The sequence below is a fragment of the Pseudoalteromonas luteoviolacea genome, assembly GCF_001750165.1.
In the GTDB taxonomy this organism is placed as follows: Bacteria; Pseudomonadota; Gammaproteobacteria; order Enterobacterales; family Alteromonadaceae; genus Pseudoalteromonas; species Pseudoalteromonas luteoviolacea_G.
Window position 1 is genome coordinate 1,030,844 of record NZ_CP015412.1, and the last position, 14,484, is coordinate 1,045,327.

General features: G+C 40.2%; 14 protein-coding genes. 7 read left to right on the forward strand and 7 right to left on the reverse strand.

What is annotated here, in order from left to right:
- Positions 1 to 6 precede the first annotated feature (6 nt).
- On the forward strand, positions 7 to 1,302 hold the full coding sequence (locus S4054249_RS24650) for a methyltransferase domain-containing protein (RefSeq protein ID WP_052960810.1): 1,296 nt from the start codon (positions 7 to 9) through the stop codon (positions 1,300 to 1,302).
- Positions 1,303 to 1,309: 7 nt separating this feature from the next.
- Here the strand turns inward: S4054249_RS24650 and S4054249_RS24655 are convergent, their stop codons facing one another.
- The gene (locus S4054249_RS24655; protein WP_145925121.1) at positions 1,310 to 2,083 is read right to left on the reverse strand and encodes a putative porin; all 774 of its coding nucleotides are present in this window, start codon (positions 2,081 to 2,083) and stop codon (positions 1,310 to 1,312) included.
- Between the two features lie 162 nt (positions 2,084 to 2,245).
- On the opposite strand from S4054249_RS24655, the gene S4054249_RS24660 reads away from it, so the two are divergent.
- From S4054249_RS24660 to S4054249_RS24670, 3 genes are all read left to right on the forward strand, one after another.
- Positions 2,246 to 2,626 carry an STAS/SEC14 domain-containing protein gene (locus S4054249_RS24660; RefSeq protein WP_046354086.1) on the forward strand — a complete coding sequence of 127 codons (381 nt, stop codon included), beginning with the start codon at positions 2,246 to 2,248 and terminating at the stop codon, positions 2,624 to 2,626.
- A gap of 87 nt (positions 2,627 to 2,713) precedes the next feature.
- Positions 2,714 to 3,412: an SDR family oxidoreductase gene (locus tag S4054249_RS24665; protein ID WP_046354085.1), complete on the forward strand. Its 699-nt coding sequence runs from the start codon at positions 2,714 to 2,716 to the stop codon at positions 3,410 to 3,412.
- Positions 3,413 to 3,557: 145 nt separating this feature from the next.
- On the forward strand, positions 3,558 to 3,809 hold the full coding sequence (locus S4054249_RS24670; protein WP_046354084.1) for a YdcH family protein: 252 nt from the start codon (positions 3,558 to 3,560) through the stop codon (positions 3,807 to 3,809).
- A 108-nt stretch (positions 3,810 to 3,917) separates the two neighbouring features.
- Here S4054249_RS24670 and S4054249_RS24675 read toward each other — a convergent pair whose 3' ends face one another.
- From S4054249_RS24675 to S4054249_RS24685, 3 genes are all read right to left on the reverse strand, one after another.
- Complete coding sequence (locus S4054249_RS24675) at positions 3,918 to 4,322, reverse strand: hypothetical protein (protein ID WP_052960809.1); 405 nt, start codon at positions 4,320 to 4,322, stop codon at positions 3,918 to 3,920.
- A gap of 131 nt (positions 4,323 to 4,453) precedes the next feature.
- Entirely contained in the window at positions 4,454 to 5,791 is a 1,338-nt protein-coding gene (locus S4054249_RS24680; protein ID WP_046354083.1) for an NAD(P)/FAD-dependent oxidoreductase, read from the reverse strand.
- Positions 5,791 to 6,348, reverse strand: coding sequence for a GNAT family N-acetyltransferase (locus tag S4054249_RS24685; RefSeq protein ID WP_046354082.1), 558 nt, complete (start codon positions 6,346 to 6,348; stop codon positions 5,791 to 5,793). Before S4054249_RS24685 ends, S4054249_RS24680 begins: the two co-directional genes overlap by 1 nt.
- Positions 6,349 to 6,597: 249 nt before the next feature.
- On the opposite strand from S4054249_RS24685, the gene S4054249_RS24690 reads away from it, so the two are divergent.
- Positions 6,598 to 8,067: a chitinase gene (locus S4054249_RS24690; protein ID WP_046354099.1), complete on the forward strand. Its 1,470-nt coding sequence runs from the start codon at positions 6,598 to 6,600 to the stop codon at positions 8,065 to 8,067.
- A gap of 35 nt (positions 8,068 to 8,102) precedes the next feature.
- Here the strand turns inward: S4054249_RS24690 and S4054249_RS24695 are convergent, their stop codons facing one another.
- The 3 genes from S4054249_RS24695 to S4054249_RS24705 all read right to left on the reverse strand — a co-directional run bounded on the left by S4054249_RS24695 (position 8,103) and on the right by S4054249_RS24705 (position 12,584).
- On the reverse strand, positions 8,103 to 9,467 hold the full coding sequence (locus S4054249_RS24695) for a hypothetical protein (protein ID WP_046354081.1): 1,365 nt from the start codon (positions 9,465 to 9,467) through the stop codon (positions 8,103 to 8,105).
- A 214-nt stretch (positions 9,468 to 9,681) separates the two neighbouring features.
- The gene (locus tag S4054249_RS24700; protein WP_046354080.1) at positions 9,682 to 11,043 is read right to left on the reverse strand and encodes a hypothetical protein; all 1,362 of its coding nucleotides are present in this window, start codon (positions 11,041 to 11,043) and stop codon (positions 9,682 to 9,684) included.
- A 158-nt stretch (positions 11,044 to 11,201) separates the two neighbouring features.
- On the reverse strand, positions 11,202 to 12,584 hold the full coding sequence (locus tag S4054249_RS24705) for an FG-GAP repeat domain-containing protein (protein WP_046354079.1): 1,383 nt from the start codon (positions 12,582 to 12,584) through the stop codon (positions 11,202 to 11,204).
- Positions 12,585 to 12,872: 288 nt separating this feature from the next.
- Here S4054249_RS24705 and S4054249_RS24710 point away from each other — a divergent pair, with 288 nt between their 5' ends.
- Together S4054249_RS24710 and S4054249_RS24715 are read left to right on the forward strand one after the other, a co-directional pair.
- Positions 12,873 to 14,099 (forward strand): RsmB/NOP family class I SAM-dependent RNA methyltransferase, encoded by a 1,227-nt coding sequence (locus S4054249_RS24710; protein WP_046354078.1) that lies wholly within the window; start codon positions 12,873 to 12,875, stop codon positions 14,097 to 14,099.
- A gap of 105 nt (positions 14,100 to 14,204) precedes the next feature.
- Complete coding sequence (locus tag S4054249_RS24715; protein ID WP_039610700.1) at positions 14,205 to 14,456, forward strand: DUF2999 family protein; 252 nt, start codon at positions 14,205 to 14,207, stop codon at positions 14,454 to 14,456.
- Positions 14,457 to 14,484 lie beyond the last annotated feature (28 nt).

Consider the following 14,484-nt stretch of genomic DNA (forward strand, 5'->3'; position numbering starts at 1 on the left):
GAAGTTATGGGATTATCTAAATCACAGTTTGCCGCTGTAGCTCAGGTTTTGCTGAGTGCTCAAAAAGGGGCTATTGATAAAGTTGATATTAAAGCCATGGTGGACTATTTGGGCGCTGTCACAGGCATATTTACCAGCACTGATATGAATCAGTCTGATAAAACAGAAACCGCGTCAGGTATTGCGATTTCTCCCGTACAAGCGGCGAAGTGTTTTGAAGAAACAGTGCGAACGCAATTATTTGCTCAAGGGGTCGCACAGGCGATAAGCAAGCATACGGAAGCAAACAATACGCCTACTAGAGTACTTTATGCGGGAACTGGTCCTTATGCTACTCTTTTAATACCTTTGTTAGCAGTAAGTGATAACTTACCTGTTGAAGTTACCTTAATTGATATTCATCAAGAGAATATTGATGCGGTGCATAAATTAATTAACCACTTTAATCTAAATCATTACAATATTCGTACGCATCATGCGGACGCGACACTATGGCAGCCCGGATCACCTCAAGAACGTTTTGACATCATTATCTCGGAAACTATGACAGCTTTGTTAAAACGCGAGCCACAAGTGTATATATTCAAGCATTTGGTTCAGTTTTTAGCGCCTAACGGCGTACTTATACCGCAGCAAGTGAGCTTAAAAGCGTGGTTGATTCAAGGTGAAAATGAATCCGAGCAAGCAGAACCACTTGGCGAATTTTTCTGTCTTGATAAGTTGACATCTATGTCTTTGAGTCAGGGAGATTTTAGCTGCTTCTCATCTTGTCTCACTATTCCTGATAAAGATTGGTCAGGGTATACGGTTAAGCTCACCACGGATATCCAAGTATATGGTGATTTGGTGTTGACAGAAGGGGATTGCAGTTTAAATATTGCGTTTAACTTTAGCCCTTATGATGTGGTATTGACAGCAAATGAGGCTATCCAGTTTGATTATGTAGCACCAAGTAATCCAGACTTTTCTATTGTTTTCCCAAAAGCCAAATGGCAGTACAGTGATTATATCTTACCGACCAGTAACGATGTTGGCGAGCTTGGATTAGTGCAATTGAAGCGCAGCTTTCAAAGGGCGTATATGATAAAGCGAGGCGAGCGGTTTGAGGTGCCTGATGCAGAGTGGCAAGCTGAGCTAGTTATCTATGACATGCTCAAAATAAGTTGTGCCGAAGTAACTGCTAAAATGTTTGAGCTAGAGAGCTTTACCGACTTTGAGTTGTGGATAGAAGACAATTCGGGCGCTTTATCACACACGAAAATAGCAGACATTAATGATGCTTTTCGTCGACGTATGCAATAATCGATGATTAAAACTGAGCTTGCATAGACATCTCTAGAGACTGCTCATCATCGCTTTGCTCTTGATAGCGAGCTTTGACAAAAAAGCTGTGATTAACGAAATACTTGCCTTCGACAAGCAAATGCGACTCATTGCTGCCCAGCCCAAAGGCAAAGTGTTGGTTAAAATAATAATTCGCAATGAAGTTATTGTGGTTTTTACTGCTTGAATTTTCGTGCGTTAAATCAAGCGTAAAGTATTTTTGCTCGCCTAGACGACGAAAGTAACGCACCTCTACTTGCCAGTTATCGAGCTCATCATCACTGATCAAGGTAGTTCCAACATAGGCATTTTCATCAATATCGAAATTAAGTTGTCCTTGCAGCCAAATAACGTTGTCACTGCCAGATTGGTGTTGACGCCTCGCACTTACTTTCAAGTTTTCAAAAAATAGGTAGCCAATTCCAATGGTGTAGTTATCATCTGCATCTCCCAAATCTTCAATGTTTGCTGTTGCAAACCAATTTGAGATAAAAAGCTCTCCTTCGACACCGGTAAAAACAGATTGATCATCATTGGTGAATGTCATTAATACATTGGTATCTGTATCCAAATAACCAAAGTCATCCCAAACCCAAAAATTGGCTTGAGGCGCAAAGTAATAGTGAGTACTCAGCTGCAATGTATGCGTGTCCGCATCTTCTAGTTTGGTATAAGTTGCTTGATTGAACCAAGTCTTTTCAGTTTGTGCATAACTGTATGTAGTGATCAAGCTCATTAGAAAAATTATTAATATTTTCAATGTTTTTCCTATTTTATTTGCATTACCTGAGGTCAAGGCTTTTATGAGCGCGTAACTTTAAGGATAGTCGATTTATTAAAATGTGCGTGATGGATAAATTTGGACTATTGTAAAAACAGGCATTATTTACTTTTTTTTTACTTTTATCAGTGGAACATGAAAATGAGCGAATTCCATGGTATTTCAGTCGGCACAGAGCGTCGGGAGTTTGGTTTATTACTGAGTTTTAAAGCCGTTGGCAGACTAACTCATAAAGACTACGTAGTCGTGCTGCCAATTGTTGATAAAGTGGTATCGCAAAGTTTTGAAGAAGATATTTATGTCTTAATTGATCTCACTGAGCTAAAAGGGTGGGAAGTCAGCGAAGCTTGGACGGATATCAGACTGGCCTTCCAATACAGTGATCAATTTACACGAACAGCAGTCATTGGATGTAATAGATGGCAGCGAATTATGTCTATCATCGGAGGGTGGATATTAGGTGGCCAAACTCGATACTTTTCCGAAGCACATACTGCGAAGCACTGGTTACATCATATGTGATTGCTTAGGATAATGTTGTTACTTGTTGATTTACTCTCTCTTATTCGCTAAAACCCCTTTTGGTTATGAATTAAGTTTGGAATATCTATGGCGTGTGTATTTATCACAGGGGCAAATAGAGGCATTGGACTTGCCCTTGCTAAACTGTATTTAGATTGTGGTTGGCATGTCCTTGCAACTGTAAGAGACATAAACTCAAGCAAGGCTTTGCATGATTTGGCTGGAGAGGGATCATCAGGCTTGCTTGATATACACCAATTAGATGTCACTGATTATGCCCAACTTGATGATCTTGCTAAGCAGCTGTGTGAGCAGGCGATTGATGTCGTGATTAACAATGCAGGCTTATATGGGCCGAAGGGTTATGGTTTTGGGCATTGTGATGTAGAAGCTTGGCGCAGGGTAATGGAAGTTAATGCGATTGCGCCTGCTAAGTTGGCAGAGGCATTTTATCCTCACCTCTTGTTGGGACAGAGTAAAATATTTGCAGCCTTATCTTCTCGTGTCGGTAGCCATACTGAAAATACTAAAGGCGGTGGATACATTTACCGAAGCTCTAAAGCTGCGCTTAATTCTGTGGTAAAGAGCTTGTCGAATGACTTATTGCCACACGGTATAAAAACGGTTGCTTTACACCCTGGTTGGGTAAAGACAGAGATGGGTGGCCCAAATGCTTTGATCACGCCACAGGAGTCGGCATTGGGGCTAAAGCGTGTGTTAGATGAATTGCAAGACGAGCAAAGTGGCAGCTTTTTGAGCTATGACGGTAGTAAGATTCCTTGGTAATTTGACATATCTAGAGCGTGACTTGTGTTTATGAGGTTACTTGATAAAGCTGATAATCACTGCATTGCTGATACAGATCAATAACTATTTATGTGTATCAGTAACAATGAAGTGAAGCCAATAAATATCTCAGAAGGATCAATTTATGAGCATAGAAAAACACGACTTACTGCATGAGTTTCCTGATCATCACCACACTATCCGCCATTTAAAAATGAACGACAACCACTTTGCCAAATTGTTCAATAAATATAATGAGCTAGACAAAGAGGTACGTCGAATTGAAGAGGGCGTTGAAAACACCACTGATGATTATTTGGATACGAAAAAATTGGAGCGTGTTCAGCTTAAAGATGAATTATATGGTTTGATTAAAAAAACAGAGGCGACAATTTAACTCGTTTGCTCTTGACTTAACTTTAAATAGGAGGCTCACAGCCTCCTATTTATACATGCTTTTTTACAAATATATAAAGCTACCTAGCTTATAATGCAAAAGGGCTGATTATTGGCATTTAATTGTTGCATAAAGCTGATAACACTGGTTTTTACTGCCTGTGCTCTTGTATACCCAAGACTTTCCATACCAGTCGTAATTTGCATATGAAGACTCATCTTCACCACATGTGATGGTGCTACCACTGACTTCTTGGTTATGACCACGCTCTTCACAGAACTGATTGCCGTTTGTAGGGCCTACGAAGAATTGTTGAAGGCGACCATTGACCCATACACGTGGGCCATAATATGTTACAACGCTGGATGCAAATACACCTTGGTTTGGTGCGATTGTCACTTCTGCTTTTTCGAATGCAACATTGCTGTTTTCAGTCGCTTCTAGTTCAATAGTATTCGCGGCAGCAGCACCAGAAAGGCCAGCAAAGACAGTGGCGATAACGAAATTTTTCATTTTATTTTCCTTATGTGAGTTTAATTACCTTCCTCATTTAACGGTTCAAATATTGAAATAAGATGTGTTTTTTGTTTAATTTTTAATCTATTTTTGTGTATTCAAAACGACGGATAAACTCATCTTTGTTGCTACAGTAAGCGGTCTTTTAGTTGCGCATAGTGATAATAAGCGTGTTGTCCAAGTCGACTAAACCTTGCAAATGGCATTGCAGGGGCGGGCTTTCTAAAGATTGGTAATGCTGGCGTGTCATCTGAAACTGTCATTTGCGCTAAGCGCAGTGCTGCCTGCGAACTAAATGCTACACCTGCACCGCAATAACCAATGGCGTAGCCGACGTTGTCTTCAAAACAAATATGTGGGTGATCATCTAATGCAGCTGCAATGTAACCGTGCCAATAATAGTCAGCATTTAATGATTTAAGGGCGGGAAAGCCATTGTGCATGGCCCTGGTGAGGTGGGATTGATATTTAACTTTGTCTTGATCTTTGCCATAAACGGCACCTCTTCCTCCAAATAATAATCGGTTGTCCGGTAAAAGGCGGTAATAGTACTTTAAAGTTCGTGTATCCATCATGACTTGATTAGTATGCAATCCGCTCGCGAGTAACTCATCATTGCTTAAGGGTCGAGTGACTAGGATACTGCTTAAAATCGGTAGGTATTTTTTATCGAGTGTGGGGTGAAAATACTTATTATTGTAGGCATTTGCAGTGATTAACAGGTTTTTAGACCTTAATTGTATGTTATTTACATCAACAATATGATTATCGCCTATTTTAGAGACTCGCTCAGCTAAGCTCTGTTCAAATACGTCAACTCCAGCTTGTTCGGCCATACGTTTGTATGCAAAAAGCAGCTTAAGAGGGTTTAAGCCAAATCCGTGTTGGTTTCTAATTGCCCCATATATATTGGGCATATTGATATAATTAGCACGAAGCTCTTCGACATCAATAAAAGACAGGTGTTCATCAGAGAATATTTTTTTAGCAAACAAAAAACTGTCATACAAAGATGTCATTGCCTTGTGAGAGTGTGCAATTTTCAGGTAGCCAGACTCTTGTTGGTCACAGTCAATATTATGCGTGCGTATTAACTCCTTTATTCCCGATACACCGCTTTGGTATTCTTGATATACCTGTAAAGCAATATTTTCTCCCCACTGCTTTACCATATTTAGCGGGCTCAATCGGCCTGATGTCGGCAATGCAAACCCTGCATTTCTGGCACTGGCCCCAAAGCCAACTTGATTCGCTTCTACTACGCAAACACGCTGACTGTATAGCGTAGCTAAGTAGTAAGCGGTGAGTAAACCAGTAAAGCCCCCTCCAATCACGATGGAATCATATTGTTTCGATGCTTCTGGTTTTCGTATTGTCTCGTTTTGTGTTAGTTGAGTCGCCCAATAGGTGGAAGGCAAAGGCTGACCTTGGCAGTTAGCGTAATACAGTGGATCGTAGGTATTCATCAAAACTCTAACACCATTTCAGCTGCTTGACAGTGGCATTCGTTACCGCAAATAGGACACTCATACCCATCATTTATGCAGTTTTCCAGCCACCTGTCATCGTGCAGCTTTACGAGTTTTCCACCGGACTTGGTAAAGTATTTTACAGCACCATTGCCAGGGCTTTGCTTCCAAAGATGGGCAACACCTGCTTTGGCCCCTTGCTGTTTTAATACATTTACTGAGGCAGCTAATAATTTTGGCCCAATCCCTTGGCCTTGTGAAAGAGGATGAATGGCAATGCATTTAAAGTACGCCATAGATTCGATGTCGACAGGCCATTTTGAGGGTGTACACCACCTATCAACAGTCCATTGCTCAGCGCAATAAGTCAGTCTAAATCCGACAACCTGATCCAGCTCATTAATTGCAACAAAGGAGGCATTGAGACCATTCTTGAGGCCCATTTGATAAATTTGCTCAAGTTTTTTGTCGTCTAGATAGTTTTCTCCATGCACTAAGTTTCCAAGCGAAATAACTTGAGAAAAATAATTATGGCTAAGTTGTGTCAGCTTCATCGTGTTACTTATTCTTTTTTCTAATAATATTTCCCTATTTTGCAGAACATAGAGTGATAATCAAGTTTGCAATTGTTCAAAAATTGGGTAATTCACGTTGACAGCGATGTCAATGTGTAATATTTGTTAAATTGATGAACATTGATATTCATCAAGTCGAAGGCAGCTGGTTACTGCTTTTTAGATACAACATATAAAGACAAATTAAATTCTAATTTTATTTAATTCAACAACATGTAAAGGTAAATTATGAATAACTGCAAAATTGGGGTAAGTAAGCTTACCAAAGTCGCCGCTGTGTGTTTGCCAATTTTATGCGCGAGCGCATTTACTCACGGTATGAATGTACAGCCTGATCCTAACAACCCCGGTAGCTATGTTGTTTCTAGAGCAGATTTAAACGCCGCTGAGCAAGCATTAACTGCAGATCCAATGTATGCAATTTGGTCTAAAGCACTTGAAACACGCAGCAATGCAATTGTTGAAGCCATAGTGCCGGGAGCAGCGAGCAACCCAAGCAATGTAAAACGTGTTGAGCGTGTTTTTGGCCAAGCGGAGTGGAATTTTTTAACGCAAATGGCTGCACCAGAATACACTTACACACGTTTCTTACGTGCGATTGGTAAGTTTCCAGCATTTTGTGGTGAGTACACAGATGGCCGTAATGCGGATGCTATTTGTAAAAAATCAATCGTGACGGCATTTGCTCACTTTGCCCAAGAAACTGGTGGCCATATTTCTAAAGATAATATCTCTGACAACCCCAATAGATTAGAAGAGTGGCAGCAGGCACTGGTGCATGTTCGCGAGATGGGATGGTCAGAAGGGCAAGGCGGCTATCGCACAGGGTGTGGACAAAATGATTGGCAAAATCGACGTTGGCCATGTGGTGCTGGACAAGGGTATTTTGGGCGAGGCGCAAAGCAATTATCTTATCACTTCAACTACGGTATGTTTTCTGAAGTGATGTTTGATGGCGATGCAACTGTGCTGTTGAATGATCCAGGCAGGGTGGCTGATTCATGGTTGAATTTGGCATCTGCTATTTGGTTTTTCTTAACGCCGCAAGCCCCTAAGCCAGCTATGCTACACGTCATCGACAGAACTTGGGTACCTTCTCAAGTCGAACTCAATGCAGGAATTGGCTATGGTTTTGGTACAACGATTAATGTAATCAATGGTGGTATTGAATGCGGTGAACATAATCGTTATAAAGGCCAACCGGTCAATCGTATTCGTTACTGGGAAGGGTTATCTCATTATTACAATATTCCAATCGAAACAGATGAAGAGAACACCTGTTGGCAGCAAACGCCCTTTGGTAGCCTGAATTTAGATGGCGCTAGTGGTGTATTGTACACAAACTGGGAGGCTAATTGGGCCCATTATTCAGATAGACCTGGAGGCCATTCATTTGAATGTAAGCTAGTTGGATATCAAACTGCATATTCAGCGCTTGTTCCGGGCGATTATGAAAAGTGTGTGACTAACTTTTACCAATCTCATACAGGCTGGCCGAGTGTATCTGTAGTTGATACTTTGCCACCAGTGGATGATAAACCACCTGTAGGTGGGGTTAAAGCTTGGGAGAGCAATAAAGTGTATCTTAAGGGAGATAAAGCGAGCTACCAAAATACAATCTATGAAGCAAAATGGTGGACTCGAGGTGATACCCCAAGCTCCACAAATACCAGTGGACCTTGGAAGGTAGTTAAGTAAAAAGAGACGGGGAAACCGAGAGTTTCCCCCAAAAGTTATAGCTTGTGGGTGAGACTGTAGTTGGCCATGTTGTCAAATAGCTTAGACTCAACGCGTTTTTCAAAGCTTATCATGCTATTGAGATAGGTCGCCCTCAAGTCATCAAACGTATGCTCTGTATTGAGTGCGCTAAGGCTCAAGGTAACTGATAAATTGTTAGGCTCAACGTCTGTGACTACATCGCCAAACAGTAAATGTGGAATGGTTTCTTCTCCATCTGTAATTATCTGCCAATTTACTTTACCTTGTAGGTCGTTATCCCATGCGTAATTGACGGTGACTAGGTTTACTCTGTGATCCACCGCGCTAAAATCTAAAACAGTTGTCTGAGTCTCATCATTTAATGAATTAATAAATGACTCATAGGCAGAGGTGAGTACATCATTTAGTTGAATATGAGCAAGCTCTGAAACCTTCCCTTGGTCGCTGACACGACTCATCGCAGTAAAATATGAAGTAAATGACAGATCATCGGTGAGCTGCGTATGATGTGGACGGTTCAAAGATAAATAATTGACCGTTTCTAAGTCATTGAAAATCACAAGTTGGTTTTTGTCTTTATAAGATGGGTGGGTGTATGCAGCTTGATTAACTATAACAGAATGCACTTCGTCATTACCTAAATATGAAGAGAAGTGAATCGTTTCTTGGTCATCAAACTGTCTATCATTTAAATCAACCAGAATCCCTGAAGCGGTTAGTTGTTGATCTGATAATGTGATTGTTGCTGCTTTTGATGTATCAAGCACCCCACCTTGGTAGTCAGTTTCAGATTGCGTAAATACAAGTGTTTGCGCTTGTGTGCTGCAAGTACTTAACTGCGTTTGTGCTTCGGAAAGCGTAATTGGCGTTGGTGCTACATTAAATACAGTTGAGTTTGGCGTCTGGGCTTTAAGTGTTGTTAAGTCGTACTTGATTGCACTGCATCCACAAGGCTCTTTATCATTAAAACTGAAAGTATCGATTTTAAAACCTTCAGATACATTTAATAAGGTTTGAATCTGGAGCTGCTTTTCGCCATTTTCAGACATGGTGTTATATACGAGTGAAACATGCTGAGTATTTTCAGGCAGTGTCGATGCTATTTCACCAGAAGGAGATGTTTTCTCAGTAGAAATAAAGCGTCCATCAATACTGTGATAAACGATATCAGCGACAACTGGCTCACTGCCACATGCACTGCTTTTATAGGTAGTTAATGAAAAGTTAGGCTCTACAGAGACTGGGGGAGTATCTGTGCTTGGCCTATCAGCAACTTGAGCTGGCTGCTGTGATGAATTACTATCGCTTCCACCACCACATCCTGTGAGATGTATTGCGCTTAATATAGCAATCAAAATTCCATTTTTTTTAAGATTCATTATATTTCCTTTTATTATTAATAAATTATCTCTGAAAGATAATAATATAATGTTGTGGTTTATTTTTTAACAGCCTGACCGCTATTATAAATAAATACATAATTGAATATTTTATTTATAACTTTTTTATCAGCTAGATTTTGGTTGGTATATTACATACTCTGATTTGAAAGTTTGGAAAGAGGCTAAGCCTCTTTCCATGGTATATTAATTATCACTCGTAAGTTGCAAATGAGTAACTGGCCATACCATCAAATAGTTTAGAGTCTAGACTCTTTTGAAAACTTTCAGCGCTCTCAAAATAGAGTTCTCGCATATCATCGAAGTTTTGATCTGTATTTAAATCGAGTAAAAGAATCTCTACAGAAACATCATTAAGCGACAGGGATTCTCGAGGAATAATATGCCCAAATGACAAATCAGGAATGATATCTTGGCCATCGCTAAAGACATGCCAGCTACTATTTCCATGGTTAACATCTGACCAAGTTGAACTAAATATAAGCGCATCGAGGCGATCATGCGCCGATTTTAAATCCAATACAATGTTATCTGATTCATCTGTTACTGTTTGAATGAAGAAGTCCAATACATTGTCAAACGACTGAGTACTATCAAAGTGTTGTACCTGAACACTATTACCTTGGTTATCTAGACGACTTAATGCATACGAGTGTGTTTTTATGTACCCATTCCCAGTGTATCGCTCGTCAGATTTTGAAGTAGATAGATAATTGACAGTTGCAAGGTCACTAAAAGTAACTAGCCTATCATGTGACTGTTCAAATGGTTGGTCAATCTCGGTTTCATTTACAGTCACATTGTATACAGCTTCATTATTAACATAAGATGTTAGGTTGATGTAATAATTTGGCTCAAAACTAAAGATACTCAAATCTAATGGGGTACCTGTTGCGGTAAACTGCTCGTCAGATAGCATCAAAGTGGAAGGCTCAGATGTATCGAATAGACCACCTTTATAACCTGCTACTGAATGCGTATAAAGTAACCTTTGTTGCTCAGGCACGCATGCATATACCTCAACTTGCCCATTACCTAGGTTGACGTGTGGTGCTACTGCGTTGTGTAAATGTGTATTAGGGATTTGTGCACTCAACGTCTCAAGATTATAAATGATGTCGCTACAACCACATGTATTCGGGTCGTTAAAGACGAGCGCATCGACTTCAAAACCATTTTGAATATTTAGTACAGTTTGTATTTGGGTATGGAGTACGTTTTGGTTATCTGTCGTTTTTAGAATAAATGAGGCATGCCTCGCATTTTCAGGAATGCCAGTGTCTAGTTGTCCGCTAGAGTTGGTTTTAAAGCTTGAAACAAATGCACCACTTCCATCGTGAAATACCACATCTGCAGAAATGGGTGCAGAGTTACATTGATTTTTTTTGATTGTTTTTATGGTTAAAGGCGCAAGAGTTGTTGATTCGATAGTCGGTGTAGGCCTTGTTTCTACATTAGGTGTAGGTGCACTGTTATTACTGCCCCCCCCACCACATCCAGTTAGTTGAATCGCAGAGATAACGGCCAGCAAAAGTGCATTGTATTTGAGTTTCACAATAATTCCTTTAGATATTAATTTCCCAAAACGGAACCATACCTCAAGTTGTTAACTTTTGGAAATAAAATCACAATAGTTATTAATATGTTCATTGTTTTTAGTTAAAAAAGAACTAAAGGCATGGCCTTTTACCTTTAGTTCATTCTAAATTATTTCTAATTTAATAGTGTTTCTATTTTGACTTGGCCTTGTTTATCTTCGTATTTAAAAACAAAATCTTTTTTGCCATTTTCATCTATATCTACCAGCACAATATCATTTGGGTTCTTAGGGAGAGGGTGATTGATTTTCTTACGCTCTTTGCCTAATAAACTTTGAGACGTACCAAAATATATACTCAAAGTTTCGTCGCCAGACTTAAAAACTAGATCATGTTTTTTGTCACCGTTTATATCTCCAGTATAATAAGGCATGCCTTGCATTGATCGTTTCATATCAATTTCAAGTTCGACTTCTTTTTCTGTACTTGGAGTTGTTTTGAATAGAGTATGTGGATGTTGTTTAAAGAAATGCATATCAACGTCAATATCTGCTTTGCCTCCGCCAAGTGCCATCGCAGCAATGGTTGTTAAGCCGATGTCGACATTGAGTGTTTGCAAATCAAGTAAACCGTCGCCATCAAAGTCATATTCGATTCGCATTCCCCCAGCACCTATCGTGTGAGGCAGCTTTATTGCGCCAGAGTTAAACCCTTTGGGTTGCCCAAGATATAAATCATATTCTACTTTGGCCTCCAGGCCCGATATACCCTCGGTAACAGGCCGTATTCTAGTGACTAAATCCAAATGTCCATCTTGGTTAATGTCTAACAAATCTTGTGTTGTTCTGATGCGTTTACCTGCTATTTTTCCAAATGTGGAGGGGAGGTGAATATAATCTACCTTGTCTGCGAAACCCGATTTGTTGCCATAAAGCACGGCGATTTCTTGGCGTGTGCGAAAAACTAAATCAGAGAATCCGTCAGCATTGAAGTCATGAACCGTTGGTAGAGAAGTAAAGTTAGTGCTGATCTCGAGCGACTCGTTGTAAGTATGGCTTCTCAAGGGTAAATTATACTCAAAATTATGCTTTTCAAATTGCCCATTTGATTGCTGAATAAAGAGCTCATTTTGCGTAAACCCAGGTAGGTAGATATCACTTAAACCATCGTTATTGACATCCAATACAAACTCTAACTTCTCAAAGTTATCCACTTGTAAGCGTGTGAGTAAGCTATCTGACTCAACGAGTCGCGTTGTTTTGTTCGGTGTTACCGCATAAACACCGCTATTATCTAAAACAAATGCTTGCACCTCTTTTGAGTTTGCAATATACCCATAATGAAAACCTTTTGATGTGGCGCTGATTGGCAATTTTTGAGAAGAATTGAGACTTAAGTCGATACGTTCTAACGCTTTTTTCTCTGTATTGACGGCGAAAACGATGGGGGAGTCTGTTAAGAGTAGCGGGCTATCAGTCTCTATTTTGAGTGGCAGTTGTGCACCATATGCATGGCTTGATAAGATGATCCCAGTTGCCAAAATAGCTTTATATTTCATCACTTTCTCCAAGTCGCAAGTTTACTCTTGACGAGTAAAAAAGGTTTTATCTGTTTGTTTTTTTATTTCTTATTACCGCTTTGAATGACTGAAATCATCCTTAGTTTGGTATTCGTCTTATTTGGTCACAAATAGTTCGAATTTGATACTATGTGAGCAGTCTTAGGCGCGCAATATAGAGGTTGTAATTATTTGTGACGACCTGTGTGAAAAGGGGGAAATTGAGTGGTGTAAGGCCCATAAAAGCGCTACAATTCGCGCCTTGTACTTCACACATGAGAAACCACCGTGAGAGCACCTCGTCAATTGCTAGAGAGCTTAAATAGCGCCTTATTGCAGGCTTCAACATTAGAACAATATGCCGACAAAATAGTACAGCATCACTTGCAGGCAAATGCTGCTTGGACTATCGAACAACGCGCATATTTTGTTACAACTCTCTACGATTTGATCCGTCATAGCCGAAAGCTTTGTTGGGGGCTAGGTCGTCGAGATTTAGTTGACTCTGTTACAGGGTTAAATTCTGATGATGTGTGGCATATGTGGGGCGCATACACTTTGTTAAGTGGTCAAACTCTCCCTGAAATGTCGGAAGTATCATCGCTGAGCCTTGAGGATATTGAAACAGAGCTTGCCTGTGCGCCTGAAGACGTTTTGTTGAGCATACCTGCTTGGTTAGGCGAGCGGGCGAGAAAAGAGTTAGGTACTGAATGGGCTCAAATTGCAAGTGCGTTAAATAAACCAGCTGAGCATTATATAAGAGTGAACTCACTTAAAAGTGATGTGGTAAGCGTTAAAGAAAGCTTGGCTAAAGAGCAAATAATTGCAGCCTCGGTTGATGGCCTTCCTAACACTCTTAAAGTTGAAAAGATGGGGTACTTATTCAGAACGGATGCATTTCAACAGGGCCACTTTGAGATGCAAGATGCTGGATCTCAGCAAATTGCATGTTTACTCGACGTAAAGCCCGGCATGAAAGTGGTTGATGCATGTGCTGGAGCTGGTGGTAAAAGTTTGCACATTGCTGCATTACTCGAAAATAAAGGGCGTTTGTTATCTTTAGATATTCATCAACACAAGCTGGATATATTAAAAAAACGTGCAAAGCGCGCAGGCTCGCATGTGATAGAGACGCGCTTAATTCAAAATAGTAAAACGATTAAAAGGCAAAAAGAGAAGTTTGATCGAGTGCTGTTAGATGTGCCTTGTTCTGGCACTGGCATATTTCGTCGCAACCCCGATGCAAAGTGGCACTTGAATGAGCAAAATGTCGATGAACTCATTGCTTTACAAAAAGATATTTTGCAGCGATATAGTCAAATGTGTCGTGTTGGTGGCAAGCTGGTCTATGCGACTTGTTCTGTTTTACCCTCTGAAAATGGGCAACAAGTAAAAGCATTTTTAGCCAACAATTCAAATTGGGCCTTAGAAGAGGAGCTCAGTTTAGTCCCTGGTGTAAATAGTGAATATGATGGCTTTTACGGTGCAGTATTAGTAAAAAATGATATTTCGTGAGCCATGGGGTTGAAGTTACACACTTTCGACCCAACAAAAACAGTATCTTACTGGGCGCGGATTTGGCTGCGCCTAGCGAACACATTAATTGTTTAAGGTTTGACTATGAATCCAATCATCGCGCTACTTAAAGAGCACAATATTTCTGACGAACAAATTAAGGCTGTATTTCAGGCGCTGACTGAAAACCCTTTAATGGCAATGGCTACTGTACAGCAATTGCCTATCCCACCTGAAAAATTACAGCAATTAATGGGCCTAGTGATGCAAAACCCTGGCTTAATTAAGGAAGCAGTCGCTGAACTGGGTTTAGATTACTCGAAAGTGGAAGCGGCAAAAGCACAACTAAATAAGTAATAGTCGATGACTTCAGCTAAAAAAGGTT

Coding starts and splice junctions, on each gene's coding strand:
- S4054249_RS24685 (WP_046354082.1), bottom strand. CDS start 6,348: ATGAAGCTGACACAACTTAGCCATAATTATTTTTCTCAAGTTATTTCG.
- S4054249_RS24675 (WP_052960809.1), bottom strand. CDS start 4,322: ATGAAAAATTTCGTTATCGCCACTGTCTTTGCTGGCCTTTCTGGTGCT.
- S4054249_RS24665 (WP_046354085.1), top strand. CDS start 2,714: ATGGCGTGTGTATTTATCACAGGGGCAAATAGAGGCATTGGACTTGCC.
- S4054249_RS24650 (WP_052960810.1), top strand. CDS start 7: ATGGGATTATCTAAATCACAGTTTGCCGCTGTAGCTCAGGTTTTGCTG.
- S4054249_RS24695 (WP_046354081.1), bottom strand. CDS start 9,467: ATGAATCTTAAAAAAAATGGAATTTTGATTGCTATATTAAGCGCAATA.
- S4054249_RS24715 (WP_039610700.1), top strand. CDS start 14,205: ATGAATCCAATCATCGCGCTACTTAAAGAGCACAATATTTCTGACGAA.
- S4054249_RS24705 (WP_046354079.1), bottom strand. CDS start 12,584: ATGAAATATAAAGCTATTTTGGCAACTGGGATCATCTTATCAAGCCAT.
- S4054249_RS24670 (WP_046354084.1), top strand. CDS start 3,558: ATGAGCATAGAAAAACACGACTTACTGCATGAGTTTCCTGATCATCAC.
- S4054249_RS24690 (WP_046354099.1), top strand. CDS start 6,598: ATGAATAACTGCAAAATTGGGGTAAGTAAGCTTACCAAAGTCGCCGCT.
- S4054249_RS24660 (WP_046354086.1), top strand. CDS start 2,246: ATGAGCGAATTCCATGGTATTTCAGTCGGCACAGAGCGTCGGGAGTTT.
- S4054249_RS24680 (WP_046354083.1), bottom strand. CDS start 5,791: ATGAATACCTACGATCCACTGTATTACGCTAACTGCCAAGGTCAGCCT.